The organism is Capilliphycus salinus ALCB114379, from assembly GCF_047276495.1.
Classification (GTDB): Bacteria; Cyanobacteriota; Cyanobacteriia; order Cyanobacteriales; family Microcoleaceae; genus Capilliphycus; species Capilliphycus salinus.
In genome coordinates this window covers 7138088-7162995 of sequence record NZ_CP178543.1, presented here as the reverse complement: position 1 = coordinate 7162995, position 24908 = coordinate 7138088, and the positions used below count along the sequence as shown (strand labels likewise).

General features: G+C 43.0%; 20 protein-coding genes and 1 pseudogene. 6 read left to right on the top strand and 15 right to left on the bottom strand.

Annotated features, from left to right (window positions below; genetic code table 11):
* Window positions 1-135: 135 nt before the first annotated feature.
* Window positions 136-519, top strand: a complete 384-nt coding sequence (locus ACL6C3_RS29095) for a PH domain-containing protein (protein WP_413163477.1) — start codon at window positions 136-138, stop codon at window positions 517-519.
* Between the two features lie 220 nt (window positions 520-739).
* Here ACL6C3_RS29095 and ACL6C3_RS29090 read toward each other — a convergent pair whose 3' ends face one another.
* Window positions 740-1351 (bottom strand): fasciclin domain-containing protein, encoded by a 612-nt coding sequence (locus ACL6C3_RS29090; protein WP_413163476.1) that lies wholly within the window; start codon window positions 1349-1351, stop codon window positions 740-742.
* Between the two features lie 363 nt (window positions 1352-1714).
* Here ACL6C3_RS29090 and ACL6C3_RS29085 point away from each other — a divergent pair, with 363 nt between their 5' ends.
* Complete coding sequence (locus tag ACL6C3_RS29085; protein ID WP_413163474.1) at window positions 1715-2344, top strand: CatB-related O-acetyltransferase; 630 nt, start codon at window positions 1715-1717, stop codon at window positions 2342-2344.
* A gap of 302 nt (window positions 2345-2646) precedes the next feature.
* On the opposite strand, the pseudogene ACL6C3_RS29080 reads toward ACL6C3_RS29085, so the two are convergent.
* From ACL6C3_RS29080 to ACL6C3_RS29050, 7 genes and pseudogenes are all read right to left on the bottom strand, one after another.
* Window positions 2647-3168: pseudogene (locus ACL6C3_RS29080) on the bottom strand (Uma2 family endonuclease); the annotation flags it as partial.
* Between the two features lie 56 nt (window positions 3169-3224).
* Window positions 3225-4538 carry a GTPase family protein gene (locus tag ACL6C3_RS29075; RefSeq protein WP_413163473.1) on the bottom strand — a complete coding sequence of 438 codons (1314 nt, stop codon included), beginning with the start codon at window positions 4536-4538 and terminating at the stop codon, window positions 3225-3227.
* A gap of 289 nt (window positions 4539-4827) precedes the next feature.
* Entirely contained in the window at window positions 4828-6225 is a 1398-nt protein-coding gene (locus ACL6C3_RS29070) for a ferredoxin:protochlorophyllide reductase (ATP-dependent) subunit N (protein ID WP_413163471.1), read from the bottom strand.
* 383 nt (window positions 6226-6608) lie between these two features.
* The gene (locus ACL6C3_RS29065) at window positions 6609-7907 is read right to left on the bottom strand and encodes a DUF5331 domain-containing protein (RefSeq protein ID WP_413163470.1); all 1299 of its coding nucleotides are present in this window, start codon (window positions 7905-7907) and stop codon (window positions 6609-6611) included.
* A gap of 34 nt (window positions 7908-7941) precedes the next feature.
* The gene (gene bchL, locus ACL6C3_RS29060; protein ID WP_413163468.1) at window positions 7942-8808 is read right to left on the bottom strand and encodes a ferredoxin:protochlorophyllide reductase (ATP-dependent) iron-sulfur ATP-binding protein; all 867 of its coding nucleotides are present in this window, start codon (window positions 8806-8808) and stop codon (window positions 7942-7944) included.
* Window positions 8809-9526: 718 nt separating this feature from the next.
* Complete coding sequence (locus ACL6C3_RS29055) at window positions 9527-11428, bottom strand: ShlB/FhaC/HecB family hemolysin secretion/activation protein (protein ID WP_413163466.1); 1902 nt, start codon at window positions 11426-11428, stop codon at window positions 9527-9529.
* Window positions 11429-11934: 506 nt separating this feature from the next.
* Window positions 11935-12807 (bottom strand): DUF928 domain-containing protein, encoded by an 873-nt coding sequence (locus ACL6C3_RS29050; protein WP_413163464.1) that lies wholly within the window; start codon window positions 12805-12807, stop codon window positions 11935-11937.
* A 310-nt stretch (window positions 12808-13117) separates the two neighbouring features.
* Here ACL6C3_RS29050 and ACL6C3_RS29045 point away from each other — a divergent pair, with 310 nt between their 5' ends.
* Window positions 13118-14746, top strand: a complete 1629-nt coding sequence (locus tag ACL6C3_RS29045) for a transglutaminase domain-containing protein (protein ID WP_413163463.1) — start codon at window positions 13118-13120, stop codon at window positions 14744-14746.
* Between the two features lie 50 nt (window positions 14747-14796).
* A complete protein-coding gene (locus tag ACL6C3_RS29040) occupies window positions 14797-14937 on the top strand; it encodes a hypothetical protein (protein ID WP_413163461.1) in 141 nt (46 codons plus the stop codon).
* A 518-nt stretch (window positions 14938-15455) separates the two neighbouring features.
* Here the strand turns inward: ACL6C3_RS29040 and ACL6C3_RS29035 are convergent.
* On the bottom strand, window positions 15456-16388 hold the full coding sequence (locus ACL6C3_RS29035; protein WP_413163460.1) for a DMT family transporter: 933 nt from the start codon (window positions 16386-16388) through the stop codon (window positions 15456-15458).
* A 308-nt stretch (window positions 16389-16696) separates the two neighbouring features.
* Here ACL6C3_RS29035 and ACL6C3_RS29030 point away from each other — a divergent pair, with 308 nt between their 5' ends.
* The gene (locus ACL6C3_RS29030; protein ID WP_413163459.1) at window positions 16697-17032 is read left to right on the top strand and encodes a LiaF transmembrane domain-containing protein; all 336 of its coding nucleotides are present in this window, start codon (window positions 16697-16699) and stop codon (window positions 17030-17032) included.
* Here ACL6C3_RS29030 and ACL6C3_RS29025 read toward each other — a convergent pair.
* The 5 genes from ACL6C3_RS29025 to ACL6C3_RS29005 form a co-directional block, all read right to left on the bottom strand.
* A complete protein-coding gene (locus ACL6C3_RS29025) occupies window positions 17029-17580 on the bottom strand; it encodes a hypothetical protein (RefSeq protein WP_413163458.1) in 552 nt (183 codons plus the stop codon). The genes ACL6C3_RS29030 and ACL6C3_RS29025 overlap by 4 nt on opposite strands.
* Window positions 17531-18739, bottom strand: coding sequence for a filamentous hemagglutinin N-terminal domain-containing protein (locus ACL6C3_RS29020; protein ID WP_413163456.1), 1209 nt, complete (start codon window positions 18737-18739; stop codon window positions 17531-17533). Before ACL6C3_RS29020 ends, ACL6C3_RS29025 begins: the two co-directional genes overlap by 50 nt.
* Window positions 18740-18841: 102 nt before the next feature.
* Window positions 18842-19846: a phosphoribulokinase gene (locus ACL6C3_RS29015; RefSeq protein ID WP_413163455.1), complete on the bottom strand. Its 1005-nt coding sequence runs from the start codon at window positions 19844-19846 to the stop codon at window positions 18842-18844.
* 719 nt (window positions 19847-20565) lie between these two features.
* Window positions 20566-20769 carry a hypothetical protein gene (locus ACL6C3_RS29010; protein ID WP_413163453.1) on the bottom strand — a complete coding sequence of 68 codons (204 nt, stop codon included), beginning with the start codon at window positions 20767-20769 and terminating at the stop codon, window positions 20566-20568.
* A 62-nt stretch (window positions 20770-20831) separates the two neighbouring features.
* Window positions 20832-21116, bottom strand: coding sequence for a hypothetical protein (locus ACL6C3_RS29005; RefSeq protein ID WP_413163451.1), 285 nt, complete (start codon window positions 21114-21116; stop codon window positions 20832-20834).
* Between the two features lie 160 nt (window positions 21117-21276).
* Here ACL6C3_RS29005 and ACL6C3_RS29000 point away from each other — a divergent pair, with 160 nt between their 5' ends.
* Window positions 21277-22182: a LysR family transcriptional regulator gene (locus tag ACL6C3_RS29000; protein WP_413163450.1), complete on the top strand. Its 906-nt coding sequence runs from the start codon at window positions 21277-21279 to the stop codon at window positions 22180-22182.
* Here ACL6C3_RS29000 and ACL6C3_RS28995 read toward each other — a convergent pair.
* Window positions 22179-23978 carry a response regulator gene (locus ACL6C3_RS28995; protein ID WP_413163448.1) on the bottom strand — a complete coding sequence of 600 codons (1800 nt, stop codon included), beginning with the start codon at window positions 23976-23978 and terminating at the stop codon, window positions 22179-22181. The genes ACL6C3_RS29000 and ACL6C3_RS28995 overlap by 4 nt on opposite strands.
* Between the last annotated feature and the right edge of the window lie 930 nt (window positions 23979-24908).

The following is a 24908-nucleotide window of genomic DNA, read 5'->3' as shown; positions in this document are numbered from 1 at the left end:
TTTATTTTTGAGCATAATAACTGACATCAACCCCGTTTTCAAAAGCATTTGCTAACATAGAGATAGATGCAACTAACCGTTTTTTGTTAGACATCATAACCTCAACAATTGTTAGACAAGCAGAAGGATAATAACATGGGTTTAATTAGTGGTCTTCTCGGAAACGCCTCTGAAGTGAAAGCAGATGCAGCTAGACTCGATAAACTGTTTGGTGAGGTTTTAGTCGAGGGAGAAAGAATCGAAAAAGCCTATCAACTGATTCGGGATTTGTTTGTCTTTACTAACAAACGTTTAATTCTGGTGGATAAACAAGGTATGACGGGGAAAAAAATCGAATTCCTCTCAATTCCTTACTCAAAGATTACGAAATTTTCTAAAGAAAGTGCAGGTCATTTTGACCTTGATGCCGAGTTGAAAATTTGGGTGGGAAGTGAATCAGTTCCCATTTCTAAAGAGTTTAATCGTTCGGTGAATATCAACGAAGTCTATGCAGTTTTGAGCAAGTACGTTTTGAATTAAAAGATTAAGCCATTAATATCATGTCCGATTAATCAATTATGATTATGTAGGGGCGGGTTCTAGACCATCTCAGACACCCATTACTGAATTTAAAAAACCCGCCCCCAGAAAAAATTAATCAACCGCAGGACATGGTATAACAACCATTATTGCTGAAAACGAGATAGAATTCCAATGGGTAGCCGTTGGAAACTACCCATTAATTTCTTTTTCAGAAATTCTATTGGGCTGCTGTTAACTGTTGCAACTCAGCCGCAGAAATATCGGGCGGTAAAATCACTTCATCAATACCATGAATTACACCGTTGCTAGCCTGAATATCTGCCTCTACTACTGTAGCACCTTCTACTTCAACCATACCCCTAGCGACGTCAATATCAACTCCACTTCCTTCGGCGGTTTCAAAAAACCCTGAACTAATTACGCTGGAGTCGGCTTCACCTAAAACAACGTGATAGAGTAGAATTCGACGCAATGTTTCTTGGTTTTCAGGTTGTAATAGTGCTTCTAAAGTTCCGGGAGGTAAAGCTTCAAAAGCTTGATCGGTGGGTGCAAATACGGTGTATTCACCTGTATTTTGTAACGTATCTGCTAAACCCGCAGCTTCAACTGCACGGGCGAGGGTATTAAAAGATTCTCTATCAGAAAGTTCGCCAACAATGGTTTCATAATTAGAAGACATCATTTCTTGGCTCATTGAGCCACTTTCGCCCATATATTCATTAGCAACGGCTCTATTAACGTTACCAAAAGCAGAAACAGTCGCCAAACCTCCTAAACTAACGATAGTTGCGAGTAAAGCTTTGGGTAATTTGATGTTTAAAGATTTCATAATTGCTGTTATTTACATTTGTTTACAACTCTAATTTAGATCCTAACGGCTTGGTTCGCTATCCTTCGGATGAGGGAGATTGAAAATTTTATGCTTTTTAATTTTTGAGAATAGAGTTAAAAATATCTACAAAATCTCTATCAAAAGAGCGATCGCAAGCTGAAAGTAACTTTTTAAGTTAATATCTCAATACAGCGTAATTTGAGAAAAACTGCGTTGGCTCAAACTCACCCCCTGTATCCGTTTGAACAGATAAGTTTAGTTAAAAATCCGGTCAATGATACACCGATCCTTTATGATTGAAGCAGATATAATCAATAGTTAGAGCAATCTAACCCTTTCTCAAATTTTACGGATAAATCCATGAGTAACGGCCCCTCTCCCGATCAAAAATACCCACTTCCCGATCAAACCAGACTCGTCTATTTGAAGAATATCATCAAAAATCCTCACATTATTGTCGGAGATTATACTTACTACGATGATTTTGAGAATCCCGAAAACTTTGAAAAAAACGTTCTCTATCACTTCGATTTTGAAGGCGATAAACTGATTATCGGTAAATTTTGTTCTATCGCTTCTGATGTCAAATTTATTATGAATGGAGGAAATCACCGCACAGATTGGTTTACAAATTATCCCTTTCCAATTTTTGGATCGGGTTGGGAAGTTGCAATGCCGGATTCTTGGCCGAATAAAGGGGATACAATTATCGGTAATGATGTTTGGATTGGTTATGGTGCGACAATTATGCCCGGTGTTCATATCGGCGATGGTGCGATTATTGCCAGTCTATCTGTTGTCACTCGCCACGTTGAACCCTATGCTGTTGTTGGCGGAAATCCCGCTAAAGAAATTAGAAAACGCTTTGAAAATTCTATCATTCGAGAATTGTTAGATATTCGCTGGTGGGATTGGGAAATTGATAAAATTACTCGCAATGTTCAAGCGATTTGTGGTTCAAATCTTGATGCTTTACGAAACGCCAAGTAGTTTGATTTAATTATAGTTAAATACTAAAAAGTTTGTTGTTGGGCTTTAGCCCGAAATCTAGTGCGCGTGCATCGCAACAACTTTAATTTCAATCCATTAAAATCATATTATGTCTGGTTGATTAATTCTGTTATGGGTGCGGGGCGGGTTTATCTAAATGTTGGAGTAGTAGTAAAGATTTTGTAGAACACGCCCCTACAGAATCCTACAGAATGATGATTGATTAGTCGGACATTATCTCAGTAGTTTTTATTATCAAGTCTAAGCATAAAGTCTGGAAAAAATTATACTGCTTGAAAAATTTAAGGTAAAGAAACATCTTCATAAACAGCAGCAAGAGAACAAGAGAAATTAATGCTCGTTAACTCCAATTCTTGATCGCCTCGATAACTATAAAGTTCCCATCTCCCTTCTGTATTGCGTCGAAAACAATCAACACGCTGACGGTTTTGACTAATTAAGACATATTCTTGTAAAGTTTCCAATTCTTGATAATCAATAAATTTATCACCTCTATCAAAGCCTTCTGTAGAAGCAGAAAGAACTTCAATAATTAAACAAGGATAACGTTTAAAATAATCAAAACTTGCATCTCTAGGATCGCAAGTCACCATCAGATCGGGATAGTAGAAAATATTTAGCGTTTCAATGCGGGCTTTCATATCCGCAATATAAACCCGACATCCACTTCCGCGAACATGATTTCTTAATAAAGTCAGTAAATTTGCAATAATCGTAACGTGGGCATCACTCGCCCCCGCCATTGCATAAATTTTTCCTTGGATATATTCATGTTTGATCGGGCTACTTTTTTCAGTTTCTAAGTATTCTTCGGGTGAAAACTAGGGATGAGATTGGCTAAAATTCATAACAAATACCGTTAACGCTGAATCCCTTTAAACCGCTCTTTCGCTTCCTTAAACGCCTCATTCATCACCGACTGAATCTTCTGGGGATCGGGTTTTTTTCCACCCATTAAATCCCCAAAATAAACGCAAGCCCCTTCGCCCAACGCCCAAGTATAAGCCGCAGCCCAAGACGCCGCAATTACACTCCCAAAACCGGGTATAAATTTCACCAACTCCCGCCCCACCGCTTGGGCGAGAAAACCGCCTGCGATCGCACTGACAACGCCCCCCGCCTGGGAAGGGTTGAGGGTTTGCCCGTATAACTGCCCCAACAACCCCACCATCGACACTTGTAACGTCGTTAACACCGGCATCGTGGCAAAGGGGAGGGGAACCGCAGCCGCCGTCGCCGCCATCACCGTAAACGCCAAAATATAGCGCCGCCCGACATCCCGATAGAGGTTTCCAAGCTGTTGACTGGCTTGTTCATCGAGTAACTGATGAATGGTGCGGGCTTCGGCTTCGGGAAGTAAATCCGCCAAAGTATCCCTAAACGCTTCTAAGCCATAAAATACGGGATTATAACCATCTTCTTCTAGGGTAAAATCAATCATCACAGCCCGATTGTACAACCCTTTAAACCCCTCTTTAATCGCTGCAAAAGCCCGGTTAACCGCCTCAAAATCGGGGGGATAGTCTGGATGATCTTCTACATCGCTTGGGTAAACTTCATGCAGACAAGTTACCACTAACAAACAGGGAAGATTCGGATATTCTTGACGAAGTTTAGTTGCAATTTCTTTGAGGGTATCTGTGGCAAAATCATTAATTTTCACTGTCCAAATTATCACCCTCGCCCGATTATTATCTTGTTTTAAATCCCCGGCTAATTCTTCAATAATTTTCTCGGTTTCCTGGTTAACATCTCCCAAACCCACCGTATCGGTAAAAATCAATAACGGTAAATCCTCCGAGGGATAGGCGTAACGTTCGGTGTGTTGCGTATGGGGGCGAAATCCCTGCCCAATAATCTCTGCTGAAACGCCGGTTAATCCCCGAACAATTGAACTTTTTCCGGCTTGCGGCTTTCCAATTAATAATGCTTCAGTTGTGGGAAGTTCGGCGCGAACTTGTTCTAAAATTTTAGCAACTTCTTCTTCGGGAACCGTCAACCAACCAATCGCCGTTTTTCTAAGTTGTTCTAGTCCTATTGTTGCATTATTCCAAATATCCGCAATCGGATTTTTTTTAACATTCTTTTCCGCCTCAGTCATCTTTCCTTTGGGGGATTCACTAGACTGCTGAGAATTGGGAGATGGGGTGTTAGTATCCTGTGGCTCAGTCATGGGCAGCAAAATCGGTAAACCGTTAAAATTTACAATACACAGATCGCATTCAGAAAGTGAGATTTAGGAGACTGATTTATTATACAGCAGTTTAACTTGACTGGAAACTGCAATTCGGTTAACAACCCGTTTAATTTATCGTTGTTTTTGTATATTAATAGTAGAAACTAAGCCTAAAAAACCCGGTTTCTATCAGAAAACGGGTTTTTAATCCTAAGAAAAAGGCGATCGCATTTGATCGCCCCACCAAGCCTAATTTTGACTCATAGAGACAAACTTTTGAAAAACTTTAAACCTGCGCTTCTTCTTTGACTAACTTATCCCAACCCAAATCTTTTAGGTTATTATTGCGGCGTAAAGGACGAGTTACTAACTCCAGAATATCTCGCGCATTGGTAAAGCCGTGAATTTGAGCAAAAGTAAACTCAACCGACCATTTTGTATTAATTCCTCGCGCTTCTAACGGGTTCGCATGAGCCATTCCGGTAATCACTAAATCCGGTTTAATTTCATGGATGCGTTGCAGTTGGTTGTAATTATCCGGTTTTTCAATAATTCTCGGAACCGAAACCCCCATTTCATGGCAAGTTTTTTCTAAGAAATCCAACTCCGCTTTTTGATAGCGTTTATCCATGTAAGGAATGCCAATTTCAGGACAGGTCATTCCGCAACGAATGAGGAAACGAGCCAGAGAAATTTCTAACAAATTATCTCCCATAAAGAAGACAGACTTACCCCGAATAAGCTGAATATAATCTTCGAGATTTTGCCAAATTTGGGCTTCCCGTTCGTCTAAACCTTTCGGTTCAATTCCAAATACCGAGCAAATTTTTTCAATCCAAGCGCGAGTTCCATCGGGACCAATGGGGAACGGGGCGCCAATTAATTTACACTTGCGACGTCGCATTAAAGTAGTCGCGGTACGAGACAGAAAAGGATTAACCCCACTGACATAATATCCTTCTTCTAAAATCGGAAGTTCGGTATAGCGTTTAGCCGGTAGCCAACCCGATACTTGAATCCCTTGTTTTTTCAATTCTAGGGTTAAATTAGTCACCACCGGATCGGGGAGAGAACCAAATAAAACTAAAGGCGGATGATCGACAAATTCCGATTTTGTTTCAACCGTTTCCTCTTTTTTATGACCAAAACTGAGCAGTTTTTGAATAGCATTGCGTTCGTTTTTTTCAGCTTCAATAACTTTATCAGGACAGCGAGCCGCCATCGCAGCCAGTACCGTATCTTCCCCTTGAGTAAACGCATAATCTAAGCCATTCGCCCGGGCTACAACAATCGGAATACCGATTTCTGATTCTAATTTTGGTGCCAACCCTTCCAAATCCATTTTAATAATTTCGGTGGTACAGGTGCCGATCCAAACGATAACACTCGGGTTGCGATCGCGTTTAATTTGTAAGCATAACCGCTTTAATTCTTCATAGTCATTCAGTTGGGCGGAAATATCCCCTTCTTCCAATTCTGCCATTGCATAACGGGGTTCTGCAAAAATCATTACTCCCATCGCATTTTGCAGAAAATAACCGCAGGTTTTTGTACCAATCACTAAAAAGAAACTATCTTCGATTTTTTGGTACAACCAAGCCACACAACTGATCGGACAAAAGGTGTGATAATTTCCAGTTTCGCATTCAAACGTTAACCCTTCCGGTTGTTGAGTCGCAGTCATAATTTTCTCCTCTCAATTCTTATTATTTGTAGGGAATAGTCATCAGTGTAGGGGCGGGTTATGGCTAAGTTTATGTTTTCCGAGCAATAACTTACATAAACCTGCCCTTTATACCATCTCCGGTTGATTTTGTTCTGGGGGCGGGGCGGGTTTTTTTAATTTAGTAATGGGTGTCATAGATGGTTTAGAACCCGCCCCTACAGAATCATAATCCATTCATCGAACATGATATTACTCTCAGTTTGGCTGGAGGTAATTTGGCAAAAATAACCCCTCAATTTTGGACAGACTCGATCCAAAATCTCAAATTTTATTTCAATCGAAGAATTGGGTTTCTCGTAGAGACGCACCCGCAGTACATCCCTACATTTAGACTTTAGGGATTATTTGAAATCAGATAGAGCAATATCATCATCCTCATCGGACTCTGTTAACCCTTCGAGATCGAGATCGTCAAAATCTCCCTCGCCAGAAGTCACTTCTCCCAACTCATCCAAACTCAAATCATCCAAATCATCGGAGTCGGACAAACTGGCAAACTCATCATCATCGCCGAGATCGTCAAGTCCGAGATCATCGATGTCATCATCAACAGAAAAGTCACCCTCTTCTAACTCATTATCCGTTCCGAGATCCCCGAGATCGAGATCTCCCATGTCGTTAGAAGTATCGATACCCAGATTATCTTCTTCGAGATCAAGTCCGAGATCGCCCATATCGTCGTTTGACTCTAGGGAAACTTCTTCATCTAAACCGAGTCCGGCATCCATATCCATATCCAAACCCAGATCCTCATCGGTGGACAATTCGTTATTGGAGTCGAGATCCAAGTCCATATCTCCCATACCGAGTTCTTCGTCTGAGTCTAGACTAATATCGACCTCCTCCTCTAAACCGAGTCCTTCATCGGTTGCCAATTCATTATCCGACTCCAGATCCAAGTCCATGTCTCCCATGTCCATGTCGTCTTCGACGTCGAGACTGACATCCATCTCGTCATCTAACCCCAAATCTTCATCCGTCTCCAGATCCAGACTAATATCTTCATCGGTTCCCATATCCAAATTGAGTGCTTCGGAAGAACCGAGATCCTCAGCGGAGTCGAGATCGAGATCGAGATCCTCTGCAACGGCTTCTTCGTTATCATCCCAAGCGGATGCGATCGCCATTCCCGCACCCATCGCGGCGGCTGTACCTGCTGCGGCGGCAGCCATTCCCCCAAGATTGGGTTTAGACTCTTCTTCTGTCGGGGGAGGAGAAACCATTTCTGGGGGCGTGGTCGGGGCGCTCGTTGGCGGTTCGACCTCGGGCGGTGGATAGTATCCCGGCGCAGATTCTACCGGAGGTTGTTGATAACTCGGTGCTGCGGTTACGGGCGAAGGTTCCCCTGCGGGTTGGTCACTCAAACCCAAAGCCATATCGGGATCGAAATTTAACCCCAAAACTTGAATTAACTTTTCCGGATCGGGATTGAGTGTCGAAAAGGGTAGCATCAACTGAGATGCTTCGGGATCGAGGGCGTTAATTACTCCTAAGATGAGGCTAGAGGGAGGTCTTCGACCGCCATCTGGAGTTTTCACTGAACTCAGTTGCATTTGTAATAGGAGCCACTCTCTATTGGCTTGATAATAATGCAACCATTTATCTCGGAGATTAGCAGTAAAATCTTTAAAGAAAGCCATAACCTCTATTCCTCATCCTGAGCCGCTAGACATATTAAACCATCATCAGGTCTAGCTCTAATTCCTTATTTTGCACTGCGGGTTGGCTCGGATTCAGGTAAAAATCAGAAAGTAATGAAAATAATTCCCGATCGGGTGCGTCTTGCGGAACAACGCCTTCAGGTTGGGAAAGAATCTGATCGGCTATGTTGAGGTAATAATCGCACACGTAGTTTAGGGAGGGATCGGTTTCGGCCATTTCAAATAGGGTTTTTCCTTTAACCCGAGACACTCGAATATCTTCTATTAAAGGCAAAATTTCTAATACAGGCATGGGAACCGAGTCAATGTACTTATCAATGAGATCCCGTTTCGAGGTGCGATTACCGATTAATCCGGCTAGACGCAGAGGGTGAGTCCGTGCTTTTTCCCGTACAGAAGCCGCAATGCGGTTCGCTGCAAATAAGGCATCAAAGCCGTTATCTGTCACTATCATACAATAATCTGAATAGTTCAATGGGGCTGCAAAACCGCCACAAACCACGTCACCCAGTACGTCAAACAGAATTACGTCGTATTCGTCGAAGGCGTTCAGTTCTTTAAGAAGTTTAACAGTTTCTCCCACCACGTAACCGCCACAGCCTGCCCCGGCCGGTGGGCCTCCTGCTTCTACGCAGTCCACTCCGCCATAGCCTTTGTAGATTACATCTTCTGGCCAGATGTCTTCATAATGATAGTCCTTTTCTTGCAGGGTATCAATAATGGTCGGAATTAAAAATCCGGTCAGGGTAAAGGTGCTGTCGTGTTTGGGATCACAACCAATTTGCAATACTTTTTTTCCCCGTTTGGCAAGCGCTACTGAAATATTACAGCTTGTTGTTGATTTTCCAATTCCACCTTTTCCATATACTGACAGTTTCACGCTGGTTCTCCTTTATCAAGTGTTTATCAAAAATAATGGCGATCGCTTTTGGCGGCGATGGGGGATAAGTTCCCTTGAGTTCTTTTCCGTGATTGCAATCATTATTGTCTAACTCTTACACAAAAGAAAGGGCGGGCAAGGATGAATTCGGCTGTAATTTCATCTCACCGCTTTTATAAACTCCCCAAACCTTTCCCCTCGCCTCTCCTCGATTCCTAATCTTCTATTCCACTTTTTTAAAAAATTTATGTCTTTTTATAATAAAAAGAGTTACAATAAACAAAAATAGGGATTTTCACTCGATCCGAACCGATAAGCCAACCAACAGACCCACCGGTTTGTCAGTGATAACAATGCGATCGCAGGTTGTTAAACTCCCGGAAAATCAAGTATTGAGGATTCTTAGCCTCCCCAAATCAACATCTCGGACAATTTTGTTAACTTTAATGAATTTTCAGATTTCTATCCCAGGCGTCAGGTCTGTAGGGGCGGGTTCGGAATTAATCTATGTTTCCCACCAATAACTGATATAAACCCGCCCCCTCCTCTAGGATTGGGTTCGGAATTAATCTATGTTTCCCACCAATAACTGATATAAACCCGCCCGGAAGGTTATGTTTCGGGCGCTGCGTTAGGGCGCATTGCCATGCGCCCCTACAAAACTGATAATTGAAAAACTGTTATCACTGGTGACTGGTGACTGGTGACTGGTGACTGTTTAAGGTGTATAGGTAACGCTAAAATAAAACCCATCATCTTGGATATTATTGCCGCGATCTTGTAACTCAACCAAAGGCACCCCATAATCCAAACGTAAATTCAAACCCGGTAAAGGTTCCCACAACACCCCCATCCCAACTCCCACTAGAAACGTCCTCCCAAACAAGCGGTTGGGGTTTTCATCATTATTCCAAACCGTTCCCACATCCACAAACGGCGCCAGTTGCAACTTCGGTTGTTCGGCTTGATCGCGAATTAAAGTAAAGCGATCTTCAACCGAAAACCGAAAACCATTATCCCCCGATCGCACATTTTGACGATAACCCCGGACCGACAAACCGCCCCCGATCACAAACTGTTGGGCGGGAAACAACGCATCAGCCGAAAGTTGAACATCTCCCTGAAAAATCAATAAATGATCCTCCCCCACACGCTGTACCCGTTGCACCTGACCCAACCAACTGAGAAAATTAGAATTGGGTAAACTGTCGGTATTGGTCGCCCCAAATAACTCCGTACCGATGCTAAACTGCGATCGCATTGCCCAAGCCCCCTGGCGATCGCGGCGAATATAGTCTTGTCCCAACTTAAACACACTGGTCCGAGTCACCCCATCCTCTTCCGGGCCAAAACCAAAAGCGATCCCTTCGCCATCCTGAAAGGTTTGGCTGCGTTGATAGGCGTAACCCACCGAGAGGGCAAATTCTTGGATCGGCGTGCGAATTAACGGTTGACGGTAGCTAATTTCGTAGCGCTGAGAAAAGCCATCAATATTCAACTCATCAAAAGGTTCTTGAATGATAGTATTCCAGTAGGGCGGAATTCTGACTTGGATCGTCCCATTCATGGCATTAATGGGAAAGCTGTAGAGAAAATCCAAAATATCCGATTCTCCCTCGGTAATGAGGCGAGTCGTGTTGTAGGAGACAAAGATTAAATCTCCCTGTCCGGTCAGATTGAGATGGCGTAAATTCAAACCCAAGCGTTCGGAACCAATACTCGGGGGAGAATAGTTATCGGCGCTGACCCCGACTTGAAAGGGATTTGCTTCTGTGACCCGAACAATTAAAATACTTTGACCTTCTTGGGTGCCGGCGCGTAAACTGGCTTCAACGGTTTCAAATAGAGGATTTGCCCGTAATAAACGCAGTTGATCTTCTAAACGGGCGGTGCTGAGGGGTTTTTCGGCGCCCAATTCTACGCGATCGCGAATGTAGTCAGGATTGAGGCGTTCGGTGCCTTCGATGTCAATCCGTTCTAAAGTGCCTTCAATCACCTGAATTTGTACCACACCTTCACTAATGGTTTGTTCGGGAACGATCGCCCGAGAAGTGATATAGCCGCGTTCGAGATAGATTTCGGTAATTTTGTCTGCGGTATCTTGCAGTTGAGCCAGGGTGACAGAACGCCCTTCGAGAGGGGCGACAAGGGCGTTAATTTCCTCTGGGGTTAAAATCGTGCTTCCGGTGACTTCGATGCGGGTCAGGGGAATCGGAGGCGTTTCGGGAGTCGGTTGCGTATCGGTTGGGGTTTCCGGTTCGATCTCCGGTTGTTCGGGTTGTTCCGGTTGAGGGGATTCGGGAGAGGGCTGTAAAAAGCGATCGCGATTGGGATCGGGACGGGGATTGAGGGGACCTGAAGGTAAATTTTCGTTGGGGGTATCAACGGTTTGTGAGAGGACAGAAGGGCTTGGGATGTGTTGGTCAAAGGCGTCTGTGGGAAAACGGAAATCCCCGAGAACGGGCTGTTGGGGTGTGGAAAATTTTGAATTTTTTTGATGGAATTGGAAAGGTTCAAGTTCGGTACTCGCAGCCCTAGAAAGGAGGGAAAGTACCAGAAGGGTTGTATTTGTTAGAATCACCCCACACCGCAAAAATTCAACGGACACACACCGGGTCATCAAAAAACCTCCGACTGGGTACTCCTGTTTCTAGAGGGAGAGGAATTTCCTAGAACACCAGAAGGATTCCGAACCTATTGGACGATTCAACCTTGTTAACTTGGAGTTTTGAGGAAATTGACTCCCTCAAACGCCACCCAGAAGAAGCTTTTGGGTTGAGAGTCAGGTTAATCTGTGGAATGAGGGATTACGGAACTCCCAGAGAAAGCACTTAACGTTCTGGGCCATTATTCCCGTCAGAATAGATTAAGCCCGCACCCTCTCTATTCCTCAAACCCTTTAGTAAACACAGCCAATCAAGCGCGTGGAATTACTTTGCTTACTGACTAAGCTAGTCTAGCCCACAAGTTACCCCAATCTACAAGTTGATTAGAGAGTTCCTGAAGGCGGAGTCACGGAACACCTTAATTAGCAATAGGGAACAGGCAGAAGGCGCTTATGCACAAGTCAGGAGTTGGGAGTCGGAAGTCGAGTTTCTTCGGTGACGCCAGACACCGGACACCTATTTATTGTTGAGTCTTCCCCAACTCGCTCGAAAGCAGGGGTTGAGGAGCAATATTGCCTAAACCGACAGAGTTCAACAGTTCCGCCCAACGTTGCTGGATGACTGCATCATCGGGGTTAGACAGACGCAACTGAGCTAAAGTGTTGACGGTTTCATACCAGAGCGCTTCAGAGGCGTAGAGGTTGAGGCGTTCACTGGGGGGTTGGCTTTCTAACTGTTGAAGCTGAGTCGGACTGAGAGCAACTCGATTGATCCATCCATCAATGACAATATCACCCGATGGGTCAAAAGTATCAGGTTCACAACGAATCGTCAAATACCAATGATAGTTCTTATCAACTTCTAAACTGGGGGCGTCCTGGAATTCTGACAAATCTAGACCAATGACTCCGGCTTCTGTATCTTGATTTTCTAAGACTTTTTCATAAAGGGTGCGATCTTGTTCATCTAACAGTTCAAACTTTAAGGAAACAGCCTGTAAGGATGTGGGAATGTAATAGTAAATTGTGGGTTGTTCCGATGCGGTACGACCCAAGGTTGAGGCGGGGATCAAAGCTGTTATCCCTCCCGGACATCTTCCCCTTGTTCCTGCTCCTTCTCGTCTTCCGGGAACACCTCGACCGGTCGGTGGTGTAAAATTATTCCACTCGGTTTGCGAAAACTGATTTTCTGAAGTTTTCCCATTATCGGCTTGAAGCCATTCACCCGCCAACAGAAAATCCGTTGATTGTATCTGAAAATTCGCAGGATCTAATCGAACCGGATGAATGGAACGGGCTTGTGCTGGTAGCGTGAAGCTATGGGTCACGATTTCCAAGAACAAAGCTAGGGAAAACGTTGTAATAATATGTTGGGGAGAAGCCGATCCTACCATGATGAACTTACTTGCAGGTAAACCTAGCTAAGATGAATAACACTTCTATTGTATCTAATGTTTCTGTAAAACCTCCTAAAATCTGCTCTTAATTTATCTTAAGAGAAATCTGCTGCACGTCAATGGGATTAACAGACCGGATTTCGGTGGATTGTTCTCACCGCGTGCGATCGCAATTGTTTAATCCTTGGTTGATTTTTCATGTGAAAATTCACTTAATCTTGTTCTTAAGCTTATGACAGTTAGCCCTAATCTCGATTCACCTGCTCAAATCAAAAACCCTCGTTCTATCAGCCGAACAATCCGACCGATGGGAGTCTCTGCACTACATGGTCTGGCGTTTTTAGGAAATACTCTGTTTGCTATTGATAGTTTGCGGGGATTTTTGCTCAAAATTGACCCCAAAACCGATAATACAACGGTTGTTAATCCTTATTTGGTTTCTGAGTTTACCGATGTTACGGGTTTAGCCATTTGGGAAAATACCCTCTGGTATACCCGCGATAATCGGGTTTATTTTTGTCAAAATGCTCTCCAAGGTGACACAATTGTTAATCTGGCTCCCGAACTGTTTGCAACGCTTCCTTATGAGGCGAATGGCGTGGCGGTTTGGGAATCTACGGTTTATGTCACTTGTGAAAGAACGGGATATATTTTCGTTTTTAGCCGCGAAACCGGTCGAGAAATTACTCGCTTTCCCGCCCCCGGTATTGGCTTTGAAAATATTACGGTTCAAGATGAAGAACTTTGGGTTTGTGATAAAACAGAACAGACGGTTTACTGTTTAGAACGGGGTACGGGAAAGACTATTTTTAGTGTTTTAACGCCCTTTCAATCCCCGAGCGGATTGGCTTTTTATCCCGACCCCGAAACGGGCGAAAAAGTGCTTTATGTTGCCTACGCCGGAGATGAATTGTATATTTTGGATAATCCCAATTCTGAGGATCAGTATGAACTAGCTCGGCGCGATCGCACGTTTATTCATCCGCTCTATTATCACTATAACGAACAGGAACGCTATGCGACTTCTAATGGTTTTTTGATTGAGATGTCCTATGTCGAAGAACTTGAACCTTTAGATGAAGTGTTCCTCGAAGATGTGGAATGGCGAATTGCTTTACCTTCGGAAACCAAGCGACAAAAAATCAGAGAAATTACGGCGATAGGAATGCCGTTTACCATAGAAACTCAAGACGGAGAACGGGTTGCGGTTTTTAAGTTTAAGCCGTTTAATTCCAAAGAACGGCGTATTTTTGGCTGGAAAGCGTTGTTAGAAGTGCGGGCTATTAAATACCAGCTTCATCCTTTAGATGTGGAAAATGTTCAACCGCTTTCTCCCGATTTTAGAGCTAAATATTTGGTTGATAATGATAACTTGGCGATGGAGTCAGGAGTGGTGAAAGATGCGGCGGAAGCTGCGGTAGGAACGGAAACAAATATTCTGCGAAAATTACTCAATATTCGGAATTATGTTTACGATCAACTCTCCTACAGTCTCACCTCAAAAATAGAAACTCCCGATATTGTTTTACAACGGGGAATTGGTTCTTGTGGAGAATATGTTGGGGCTTTACTGGCGTTAGGGCGACTGAATGGAATTGCTTGTCGTACCGTTGGACGTTACAAATGTCCGGCTTTTCCCGAACAGAAAAATATTCCCCTACAAGCCGAGTATAATCATGTTTGGTTAGAGTTTTATATTCCCGGCTTTGGTTGGGTGCCGATGGAATCTAATCCCGATGATATTCAAGATTATGGCCCCTATCCCTTGCGGTTTTTTATGGGTTTGGCTTGGTATCATATTGAAATTGGAAAAGGGATTAAGTTTCAACAGCTTAGAAACAAAGGTTTACCCGTGAATAAGGAGGAGGTTTCTGTCGGAAATTTAGCCATTAACCACGTGCGGTTTATCATTCGAGAAGAATTACCCGCAGATTAGATTAAAATAAATGATGGCTTGGGTTTCATTGTTCTAAATCGGAGGAAATAATGGAATTTTCCCTCATTAATGTTTTGGCTGTTACTGCATCGGTTCTCATCTTAGTTGTCACCGGCGGAATTCTTTATCTAACCGCGATGGAATGGCGCGATCGCAGACGACAAGATCGAGAAAAAAAACAACAGCGTTAACAAGGTACACCCCAAAAACTGTAGGGGCGGGTTCCGTCGAGATGTATGTTTCTTAGAAATAACTTTAATAAACCCGCCCCCACCTAGATTTTTATTCCCAAAAAACTGTAGGGGCGGGTTCCGCCAAAATGTATGTTTCTTAGAAATAATCTTAATAAACCCGCCCCCACCTCGGTTTTTATTCAAAATTTTTGTGAACCGAATGATTATTGATAATATGATTCCCAAAAAAACTGTAGGGGCGGGTTCCGTCGAGATGTATGTTTCTTAGAAATAACTTTAATAAACCCGTCCCCACCTCGGTTTTTATTCTAATTTTTTCGGGTTTTTATATAATCTCGGGTTGATTAATAATTCTGTGATGAGATGGGGCGGGTTTAGCTAAATGTTGCAGTGGTAGTATAGATTTTCAGTGAACCCGCCCCTACAGAATGATTATTCACTAGAAAAACCCGGTTTCTCAAAGAAACCGGGTTTTTGGGATGACTTAGAAATAAGCGCTATCAGAAACCGGGTTTCTATCCTCTTTTCCGATATTGTCCTAATGCAATGGTAGCCGAACCCGCAACGACTAAAAAAGCCCCAAAAATCGCCACAAAAGTATGATGTTCGGGTGCAACTAACGCCGGAAACATAACAGAAAATACATCTACACAAACCAGCGTTACAATTGGAGTAATCGCTAAAACCGCACTAACTTTTGACGCTTCCCAATGTTCTAACGCCTCTGCAAAAGCCCCGTAAGCAATTAAAGTATTTAAGCCACAAAAGAGTAAAATTACCAATTCTAACGGATTAAGAGTTAAAACGGTTTTAGGGGTAGAAATGGGGGCAAATAATAGGGTTGAACCCGCATAGATTCCGAGCATAATATGAGCCGAGGAAAGTTGCAATAAAAGTTGCTTTTGTGCCAAAGCATAAATTGCCCAACACACCGCAGCCCAGAAAAGTAAAAAACTCCCAAATAAATATTGATTGGGGGAAGCGATCAACATTTTGAGTTGTTCATTAAAAAACAAAACAAAACCCAAGATTAAAATGCTTAAACCGAACCACTGGCGACGGGTATAACGCTCTTTAAAAATCACCATCGCACCCAAACCCATAAATACGGGTGCAATTTGAATTAACACTTCTGCTGTTGTCGCCGAGGTATTCGCCAAACCGGAAACAAATAATAGATAATTAGCCGCTAAAAATAAAGTCGCAATTCCCCAAAGTTTCCAAGAGACTTGTTTTAACTTTTGCCAGGAGGGAAGTTGACGTTTATAAGTCAAATAACTTCCCAATGCAGTAAAAGCAATCAAAAAACGAAATCCTGTTAATGTATAGACATCTAGAACGTTTAAAGTGACACTTAAAGCCAGGGGAAGAATACCCCAAAGCAAACAGGTTGTTAGGGAGAGGGCTAACCCTACACGCCATTTTCCAGAAACCGAATGTAGTTGCATTTTGAGTAAATTTTGAGTAGGATTAGTTGCAGATGTAGTATAATAATCTCAACCTTATTATAATATAATATCCGACCAATCAATAATCATTCTGTAGGGGCGGCTTGGTGCAATATCTTTACTACTACTCAGAGATTGAGATAAACCCGCCCCGCACCCATAACAGGCATTAATCAACCGGACATCATATAACAGAACATATTAATTTTTTTAGCTTTAACTTATCTTTTTTAAATTTTCTGCTATTTTCGGATAAATGCGAGTAAAATAATAACATCAATCCTCATTAACCTTCGAGCTAAAAAATTATGCGAATACTCATTTCACTGGCGGGAGTGGTTTTGGTGCTTCTCGGGGTGTATTTTCTCGGTCAAAATATTGTCTTTACCAGTCGTATTTTACGCTATTGGTGGCAAGATATTTCGGCTGCAAGTTCGGTAATTTTACTGATTTTGGGAATTGTTTCTTTGGTCTTCTTTCCTCGCGAAACGGGTAACTTCGGTTGGGTGTTTGTTGTGGCGGGAGTGGCTTTGGTTTTTATCAACAGCCGGGTTTTACTTCGACCCACCAGTTTGTGGTCTTTTTTCGTAGCTTTTGCATCAATGACAGCGGGGTTTAAACTCATTCGTACAGGTCGAATTTAATCAGAATTACAGTTTTTAGCAGCAGTTTGTAAACGTTGAACGCCCGTTTTTGTGGGGTCATAACCGACGAGCATCACATCACCATTTTCGGTTCTGATCCATCCTCTTGCGGGTACAATATTAAGGCTAGAAACGGGTTGCTCGAGTTGTGTGGAACTATTTCTCCCACCCGAATGATTTTGACTAGAAGTTACCGCAGGATTAATTAATTCGACCTCAATTTTATAGGCGTTTAACGGGTCGTTTGGAGTTGCGGCAATCCCCCCGCGTCCGGTGAGAATAAACTGGCTTTCTCGACCTTTTAGACAGGGATCTTGAGCAATTAAAGCCGCCGGATCTACAACAGTTTGGGGAAATTCCACCAACCCTTGACTCGGATCAATTTCACTGTTAAGCTCAACAGTACCGCTAAATTGGGGACCTAATTCGGATGTGGCTGTGATATCGCTGGCTGAGGTTTGAACAGTGCGAAATTGAGTCCCAAAAACGGCGTTAGCATTAATTATAACTCGTCCGCCATTCGCTGAAAATACCGCTAAAACTTCCATCGCTTCCTGCGCCTCCCAAACTAATATTATCCCTCGCATTAACAATAATATTACCTCCCGTTCCTATCCCCTGTTTGCTGCTATTTAACCGACCTCCGTTGCTCAGATTTAGCGATCGCGTAGTGATAACAATATCTCCCGCAGTTCCCCGCGAACGAATCCCCAATCTATTGTTTATTTGGCTATTTTCTGCTAGAATAATAGTACCTGTGGCGTCGAGTTCAATATTGCCGCCCTGGGGATTAACTGCGTCCGAGTCGGGGGCAATTCCCGCTTCTAAAATACTGTCTTGAAACAAACTGATATTGTTAGCGTTAACGGCAATAGTTCCGCGACCATCTGTAGTAACAACATCAACTTTTGCAGCGTTGCTGAAAGTAATATCGCCTCTAATTGTATTGTTTGGATAGATTAAATTTAACGGAAAATTAGGATTAATTTCAACGGTTCCCTCGCCGGATATCGCCCCCAGTTCAACCCGTCCTCCGGGTGCGGTAATGATTCCGCCTTCTAGGTTTATTTTATTTCCAATAAAAGCCAAAGTATTCCCCGGTTGAATTTGTAATCCGACGGGATTTTCTTCCCCATCAACCGCAACAGATTGATTAATAATTGCACCGGAATTATTTCTAAAGTTTAAACCAATGGGAATATTAATAGTTAACAAAGGCGGAGTTTGGGGATTCGTTGAACTGTAGTTAAACCCATTTTCAAACCGCAAACTCTCAGCAGTGGTGGCAAAAAAAGAACCCCCTACATCCAACCTCGCATTCGCCCCGAAAACAATACCGTTGGGATTAATTAAAAATAAGTTAGCATTTCCTAAAACGCCTAAGGTTCCCAAAATTTGAGAGAGATTTTCACCCGTTACCCGAGTCAGAATATTTACAATTCCATCGGGATTAGAAAAGTAAACACCCCGTTCAACTTCAACATTAAATTCTTGAAAACTATGAAATAAGTTATTTCCTCGCACCGCTCCCCCGTCAATTTGGTCGCTATTTAGCCCTCGAATATTAACGTTAGGACTAACAACAGAACTTTCATTTCCCAAGCTGCTATCGGGTATAATTTGAGCGATAACCGCAGGAGTTATAATTGTCCAAACGGTAACAATACTAATCGTAATGGGTAGTAAAGTCGAGAGGGAAATCGGCATAAATTTTGAGCGGTTATCCTTTGAGGAAACATTTAAAAATAACGCGAGATGAACAGTGTCTCTCGCGTCAGTTTTAGATTAAAAAATAGCAGCTTTAGGGGTTTATACAGCCGCCGCGACTTTTTCTCCGCTTCCGACCAAGCGCTCGTAGGTGGCTCGCATTTTCAAGCCCACCAACACTTGGAATAATCCGCTACCATCGTTAGAACCGGGATAATCCTGATGTTCGCGCATCATGTGAGTCAATTCACCGTAATACTTGGTTGAAATATTGCTCAGGTGTCCCTCAACGTAGATCATCTCATCCAAGTTATCAAACTTACCATCAACTTCTAGAATCGAGACTTCGTTTCCGTAGTAAGCATCCGGTCCGTAGTACATTTTGATACCGGGATAGGAACAGGTGAGTTTACGTCCGCAGGGAGTCCAGTAAATGGTTGACCCTTCATCAAACAGATAGGCGGGTTCAAATCCTTCAATTCCCTCACGCTGAACTAAGCGAATTCTTAAGACTTTCCGCTCTTTATCATCGGGAATCAGTTGAGTGGGTAGAATTTGGATAACAACGTTGGCGTATTGTTTTTGAGGATCGATGTAGGCTTCAAAGTCAGGGCGACGGGCGTTAATTGAAGCTAACACGTCTTCATAACGATGGCCCCGTTCAGCCATATCGCGCTGGATCTTCCAAGCGATTTTCACCTCATCGCTAATGTCTAGATAGACGCTAAAATCGAGGAGTTCGCGAACCCGCTCGTCAAACAGGGGGTGCAACCCTTCAATTACAACAATATGATTGGGGTCAATGCGCTCGGGAGGGTCAATCTCGCCAGTTTCGTGGTTATAAATTGGCTTCATAATTGACTGACCGCTTTTGAGCGCCTTCATCTGTTCAGCCATCAGATCAAAGTTGTTGGCTCTGGGGTCAAGGGCTGTAATTCCAGTTTCTTTACGCTGTTTGCGATCTAAACTGTGATAGTCATCCAAACAGATGACGGTGACAAAATCTTCTCCAAAGATATCTGTTATACGACGCAAAAATGTAGATTTTCCGCATCCGGAATCTCCTGCAACGCCAATCATTACTACACGATCCGGCTTACTTACCATAGGTTCCCTCTAAGCATCAAAAACTGTTTACAAACTCAACCGCTCAATTATGAGCATATGAAATCGGACCAACGTCAGGACAGTTGATTCTTCGCCTGGGCCGAAAGTGGAGCAAAAAGCAACACAAGGCTGTTGGCTGACTCCTGACTGACAGATGGCCTCAAGAAGTAGCAAGCTAGGTATTTTATACTAACTTTTGCTTTAGATTTTACCAGAAGGGGATCATCCCCACAAGACTTAATCGTGCCAAGTTTCACAGAAAAAAATGAAAAACGGATGATTGTACTCCGGCAGCGATGCAACCGCATCGAACTATACATTTATTTTTCGGTAGTGTAACATTTTAGCATTAACACAACACCTCCCTCAAGATAGAGCGGAAAATTCATCGCCGGCTCGTCTGAGGGAGGTGGGATTTACAGTCACCAGTCACCAGTCACCAGTCACCAGTGAATACAGTTATCAGTCACCAGTCTTTACAGTCACCACCGAACCAGTGAATACAGTTATCAGTCACCAGTCTTTACAGTCACCACCGAACCCGTCACCACCGAACCCGTGAATACAGTTATCAGTCACCAGTCTTTACAGTCACCACCGAACCCGTGAATACAGTTATTAATGATCAGTGTTTTCAGTAATCGCTTGTAACCTGCACGGTACTTGGTTACTGTTTAAACCGCCCCGCAAGGATAACTATGGCTTTCTGGATGGGTTGCCTACTTAGCGGGAGTGCGTTGGGGTTGTCCTGAAGTCGGAGACTGGGAACGAGCCGCTATGAACTCTCCGTAATACAGGCTAAACTGCCAAAATTGACCGAAAAATCCTCTCAACTTCTCAGATATTTTAGTCGCTTGACTGCGGTGCCGAGAATCAACAGACTGGGTTGGGTTTGGGGAATTGAAATTAGATGTTGTCCGCATAGCTAAACCTCGAAGTTAATCAAGTAAAGTTAATCAAGTCAAACAATAGAAATTCTTAGAAATTATCGGCGGTAACGTTGCTCTAACCAGACTCGCAATTCCGACTCGGTGGCTTGTTCGAGAACATGATTGGAAATGGGATCGTAAGCGTTCCAGTAAGTATTACCTAAGCGATGATCCGAACAACTCCAAATTTTAATCCGATCTTCTGCGGTTAAACTTGTGATTAACCAAGAAAAAGCTTGGCGAATTCGTTTGATAACGTTATCGGAAATTTTTAAGGATTTGGGCGGTTGATGCCAGAGGTTTTCTAAACGTTCTCGATCCGAAAGATTTACACTGGCCATAATCAATCCTCCCCCTCAAATCGCCTTTTTTGTCTGGACTTTTGCTGATATATTTACTGTATCTTTCAGCCGGATTGATCATCAACGGATGTTATCTATGACATTTATCGATAAAATCGATAGATACCCATCAAATTTTTGAACATCGGGAGCTACTGCTATGAATTCTCAACGGTTAAAACTCTCCCAACTTCGGGCTTTAGTCGCGATCGCCGACACCAAAAACTTTAGCGAGGCAGCACTTGAGTTAAATCTATCTCAGTCTACCGTCAGCCACGCGATCGCCACCCTAGAAGAAGAATTGGGGGTAATTCTCCTGCAACGGGGAAGATACGGCGCCTCTTTAACTCCCGTCGGCGAACGAATTGTTTCCCAAGCCCGTCAAATTCAACATTTATTAGACAATATTGTTACCGAAGCCAACCGAGAAAAAGGACTCAAAGGCGGAAAAGTTCGCATCGCTTGTTTTCGCAGTATTGCCACTCATATTTTACCGACAGTGATTGCAGAATTTCGCCGTCATTTCCCAGAAATTACCGTAACATTAACCGAAATGGACGATACTGTTAATATGGAACAAGCCGTGCGAGAAGGGCGGGCGGATATTGGGTTTACCTATCTGCCGGCGAGTGATGAGTTTGAAACCTGGGAAATTATTCGCGATCAATATATTGCTTTAGTCCCGCCCAACTATCCCCTAAAAACCTCGAAATTGACTTGGGAACAGTTGGCATCCTATCCGTTAATTATGACAGGAATTACCTGTTGCGCTCAGTTAATTTCGGCTTATCTGAAAAAGTCAAAATATCCGATGAATATTGCTTATGAAGTTCGGGAAGATTCAACAATTGTCAGTATGGTGATGCAAGGTTTGGCTGTGGGAATTCTGCCCCGTCTGGCTGCCGAACCCCTTCCCCATCAAATCCAAGTCTGTGAGTTACCTTCTTCTTTAGAACGAATTATTGGGGTAGCCGTTTTAAAAAATGCCTTACATTCTCCCGCAATTTATGCTTTTTTAGATGCACTCAGACACCAAGGGCAGTTCGTCGAAAAAACTGCCGTTTAACATTTACATTCTGCACAGGGATGGCTTGGCTTTCGATGCCGAGTAAAATTAGAATTGTTCAGGTAAAAAGAGGGAGAATTTTCCAGACGCTCTTGAGGAAATTTAATCAAGAATGTAGTGTGATTTGTAAAACTTTCGAGTTCAATAGAAGCGTCTAAAAGTTCTACCAATTTCTGCACCAGTGTTAATCCCAATCCCGTGCCGCCATGTTGCCAAGGATCGTGATGGGGAATGCGGTAAAATTGGTCAAAAACTCGCGGTTGTTCTTCGGGAGGAATTTCAATTCCTGAATTGCTGACACTCAAGACAATAGTTTCATCTGTTCCCTGCACGGACACGGTAATTTGTTCGCCTGATGGGGTATATTTACAAGCATTATCGAGCAATTCTCGGACGATCCGCTCCAGCATGGAAACATCGGATTTCAGCAAGGGAAGTTGAGGGCAGATTTCCACATTTAACTGTTGGTTTTGAGGCTCAACTCGTTCTATAAAGGGCTGAACGATTTCTGGTAGCCAACTGTTTAAATCCACCCATTCAAACACCAACGTTTCCGCTTTGGCTTCTAAGTAACACAAACTAATTAAATCATCAACCAGTTGATTGTGTCGTTTGCAGGCTTGCCGAAAAATATCTAAAACTTTGCTAAAGGTAGACGATTTTTGAGCAACTGACTCGCCTTCGAGAAACTTTTCTAGGGTTTGAGTGGCGAGTTTAATACTGCTCATCGGGGTTCGCAGTTCGTGAGAAATGGTTTTGAGAAATTCATCTTTAATTCGGTTCAGTTTCTCCAACTCTTGAACTTGCTTTTGGGCGGCTTTATAAAGTCTGGCTTGACGAAGGGTAATCGCGCACTGACTCGCCACCTTTTGGGCGAGATCAACTTCCAAATCTTCAAAGATTTCGTGACAGGGTTTGAGTAACCGTAAATTACCAATTGTACCGATCACTTTTTGATTTTCAAAAATCGGACAAGCCAAACAAGTCTGGGGAGATTGTTGAGCATTTGATAACGAAATTTCCTCGACAAACTGCAAAGAAATATTTTGCTGTAATTGTTGATACAGTTCGGGAAACTCATCAACCCGTCGCGTCATCCCCTCATATTTGGGTAAGGCGTCGCTATATTCGTAGGCGATAGTCGCTTGGCTTTGAGTGGGGTTGTACAGTTCGATTTGACAGCGATTTATTCCCAACACTTTGGCTAATTCTGCGGTAACGGTTTGTAGAATTTCTTCTTCATCCAAGCTATCGCGAATTTTTTCGGTAATTTCTTCAACCACCGCTTTGAAGTTGAGGGCTTGTTCTAACTCATAGGTGCGCTGTTCAAGCTGATGTTCGACTTGCAGACGAGATTTAATTTCTCGTTGTAGGCTGCGGTTCCCGATGGCTAGATTCTGGTGCATTTGCTGAAGCGTCAGATGGGTGCGAACCCGAGTTAAAAGTTCATGTTCATCAATGGGTTTGTTGAGGTAATCAACGCCACCCACTTGAAACCCTTCCGCTTTATTAATCCTTTCAGAAAGAGATGTCAAGAAAATCACCGGAATCTCTCGGAGCGAGGGTTTAGCTTTGAGATGATAACAGGTTTCAAACCCATTCATCACAGGCATGAAAACGTCCATTAAGATCAGATGAGGATGAATACACTCTGCAATCTGGAGTGCTTTTTCTCCATTTTGAGCAATTACAACACTGAAACCGACTTTTTCTAAAGTCGTCCACAACACCTGTAGGTCGCTTGGGGTGTCATCTACAATTAAAATCACATCGGACTCAAGAGGTTCACGGTACATTTTCCCGATTTGACTGTTTTGACAACTATTCTTATAATCTTAACGTTAGCGATCGCGCTTTTTCCGCCTTCTTGATGGTGTTTTAAGCTTTCAATGGTTAAGAGATTCTGTATTTTTATCTGCAAAACGAATTTAATACTTTTTTAAAGTCATTGAGATATTTTTTAATACTAAATCCATATTTTTGTTACAGCAATCTATCCATACATTTTTTTTAGTTATGTTGAAAAACTATAAAATTTGTTCGATGAAAAATCTACAAAATTTCCCCCGTCGGGGCGCATGGCAAGGTGTCCAGAATTGCGCCCAGAATTGCTCTCAAATCCCCCCAAATTCCGCCTAAAATCTATTCCGAGTCAAAAATAATGCGATCGCACGCCCCCCAAATTCCCGCCCCCTCAATCTTCCTATTCGCCCCCTAAATCCCCTCCTCGCGCGTTCCCTAGCGCCCGCAGGTGGCGCGGGGTCGCTCGTCAATTCTGGGGGACTTTGATCGGTTTTTCAGTTAGGGGGATGAACGATTAACTCGAATTAACTGATTTGATAAGATTTCAAATTGAGAAATAGTTCGATGAATTCGGGTTGCAAAACCCTCCCGATCTGAATCATCTTTACAGACAACAATTCCGGCATGATTGGGTCCAGGGATTAAAATCCCCGTCTAATAAATAATCAAAGTCCTATGCGCGAGGACTGGGTTTTAGAGGTGATTTTCAGTCCGTTTTAACGGACTTTTGTTATTAGACCGGAAATGAATTTCCGGGCGGGTTTTTGGGTTTAAACCGACTGGGGTTATCAGCCTTGAAATTGATTTCCGGGTGCATTTCTCAACAGAAACCGCTATTTGTTGGGTTTCGCGTTGCTTAACCCAACCTACGAACTACGAACTATTTGTTGGGTTTCGCGTTGCTTAACCCAACCTACGAACTA

What these genes read in the sequence shown, in the direction of transcription:
- ACL6C3_RS29030 (WP_413163459.1), top strand. Translation starts at nt 16,697, where the DNA reads ATGCGAATACTCATTTCACTGGCGGGAGTGGTTTTGGTGCTTCTCGGG.
- ACL6C3_RS29005 (WP_413163451.1), bottom strand. Translation starts at nt 21,116, where the DNA reads ATGGCCAGTGTAAATCTTTCGGATCGAGAACGTTTAGAAAACCTCTGG.
- ACL6C3_RS29050 (WP_413163464.1), bottom strand. Translation starts at nt 12,807, where the DNA reads ATGGTAGGATCGGCTTCTCCCCAACATATTATTACAACGTTTTCCCTA.
- ACL6C3_RS29035 (WP_413163460.1), bottom strand. Translation starts at nt 16,388, where the DNA reads ATGCAACTACATTCGGTTTCTGGAAAATGGCGTGTAGGGTTAGCCCTC.
- ACL6C3_RS28995 (WP_413163448.1), bottom strand. Translation starts at nt 23,978, where the DNA reads ATGTACCGTGAACCTCTTGAGTCCGATGTGATTTTAATTGTAGATGAC.
- ACL6C3_RS29020 (WP_413163456.1), bottom strand. Translation starts at nt 18,739, where the DNA reads ATGCCGATTTCCCTCTCGACTTTACTACCCATTACGATTAGTATTGTT.
- ACL6C3_RS29015 (WP_413163455.1), bottom strand. Translation starts at nt 19,846, where the DNA reads ATGGTAAGTAAGCCGGATCGTGTAGTAATGATTGGCGTTGCAGGAGAT.
- ACL6C3_RS29025 (WP_413163458.1), bottom strand. Translation starts at nt 17,580, where the DNA reads ATGGAAGTTTTAGCGGTATTTTCAGCGAATGGCGGACGAGTTATAATT.
- ACL6C3_RS29010 (WP_413163453.1), bottom strand. Translation starts at nt 20,769, where the DNA reads ATGCGGACAACATCTAATTTCAATTCCCCAAACCCAACCCAGTCTGTT.
- ACL6C3_RS29055 (WP_413163466.1), bottom strand. Translation starts at nt 11,428, where the DNA reads ATGACCCGGTGTGTGTCCGTTGAATTTTTGCGGTGTGGGGTGATTCTA.
- ACL6C3_RS29075 (WP_413163473.1), bottom strand. Translation starts at nt 4,538, where the DNA reads ATGACTGAGCCACAGGATACTAACACCCCATCTCCCAATTCTCAGCAG.
- ACL6C3_RS29070 (WP_413163471.1), bottom strand. Translation starts at nt 6,225, where the DNA reads ATGACTGCGACTCAACAACCGGAAGGGTTAACGTTTGAATGCGAAACT.
- ACL6C3_RS29090 (WP_413163476.1), bottom strand. Translation starts at nt 1,351, where the DNA reads ATGAAATCTTTAAACATCAAATTACCCAAAGCTTTACTCGCAACTATC.
- ACL6C3_RS29065 (WP_413163470.1), bottom strand. Translation starts at nt 7,907, where the DNA reads ATGGCTTTCTTTAAAGATTTTACTGCTAATCTCCGAGATAAATGGTTG.
- ACL6C3_RS29045 (WP_413163463.1), top strand. Translation starts at nt 13,118, where the DNA reads ATGGGAGTCTCTGCACTACATGGTCTGGCGTTTTTAGGAAATACTCTG.
- ACL6C3_RS29095 (WP_413163477.1), top strand. Translation starts at nt 136, where the DNA reads ATGGGTTTAATTAGTGGTCTTCTCGGAAACGCCTCTGAAGTGAAAGCA.
- ACL6C3_RS29040 (WP_413163461.1), top strand. Translation starts at nt 14,797, where the DNA reads ATGGAATTTTCCCTCATTAATGTTTTGGCTGTTACTGCATCGGTTCTC.
- ACL6C3_RS29085 (WP_413163474.1), top strand. Translation starts at nt 1,715, where the DNA reads ATGAGTAACGGCCCCTCTCCCGATCAAAAATACCCACTTCCCGATCAA.
- ACL6C3_RS29000 (WP_413163450.1), top strand. Translation starts at nt 21,277, where the DNA reads ATGAATTCTCAACGGTTAAAACTCTCCCAACTTCGGGCTTTAGTCGCG.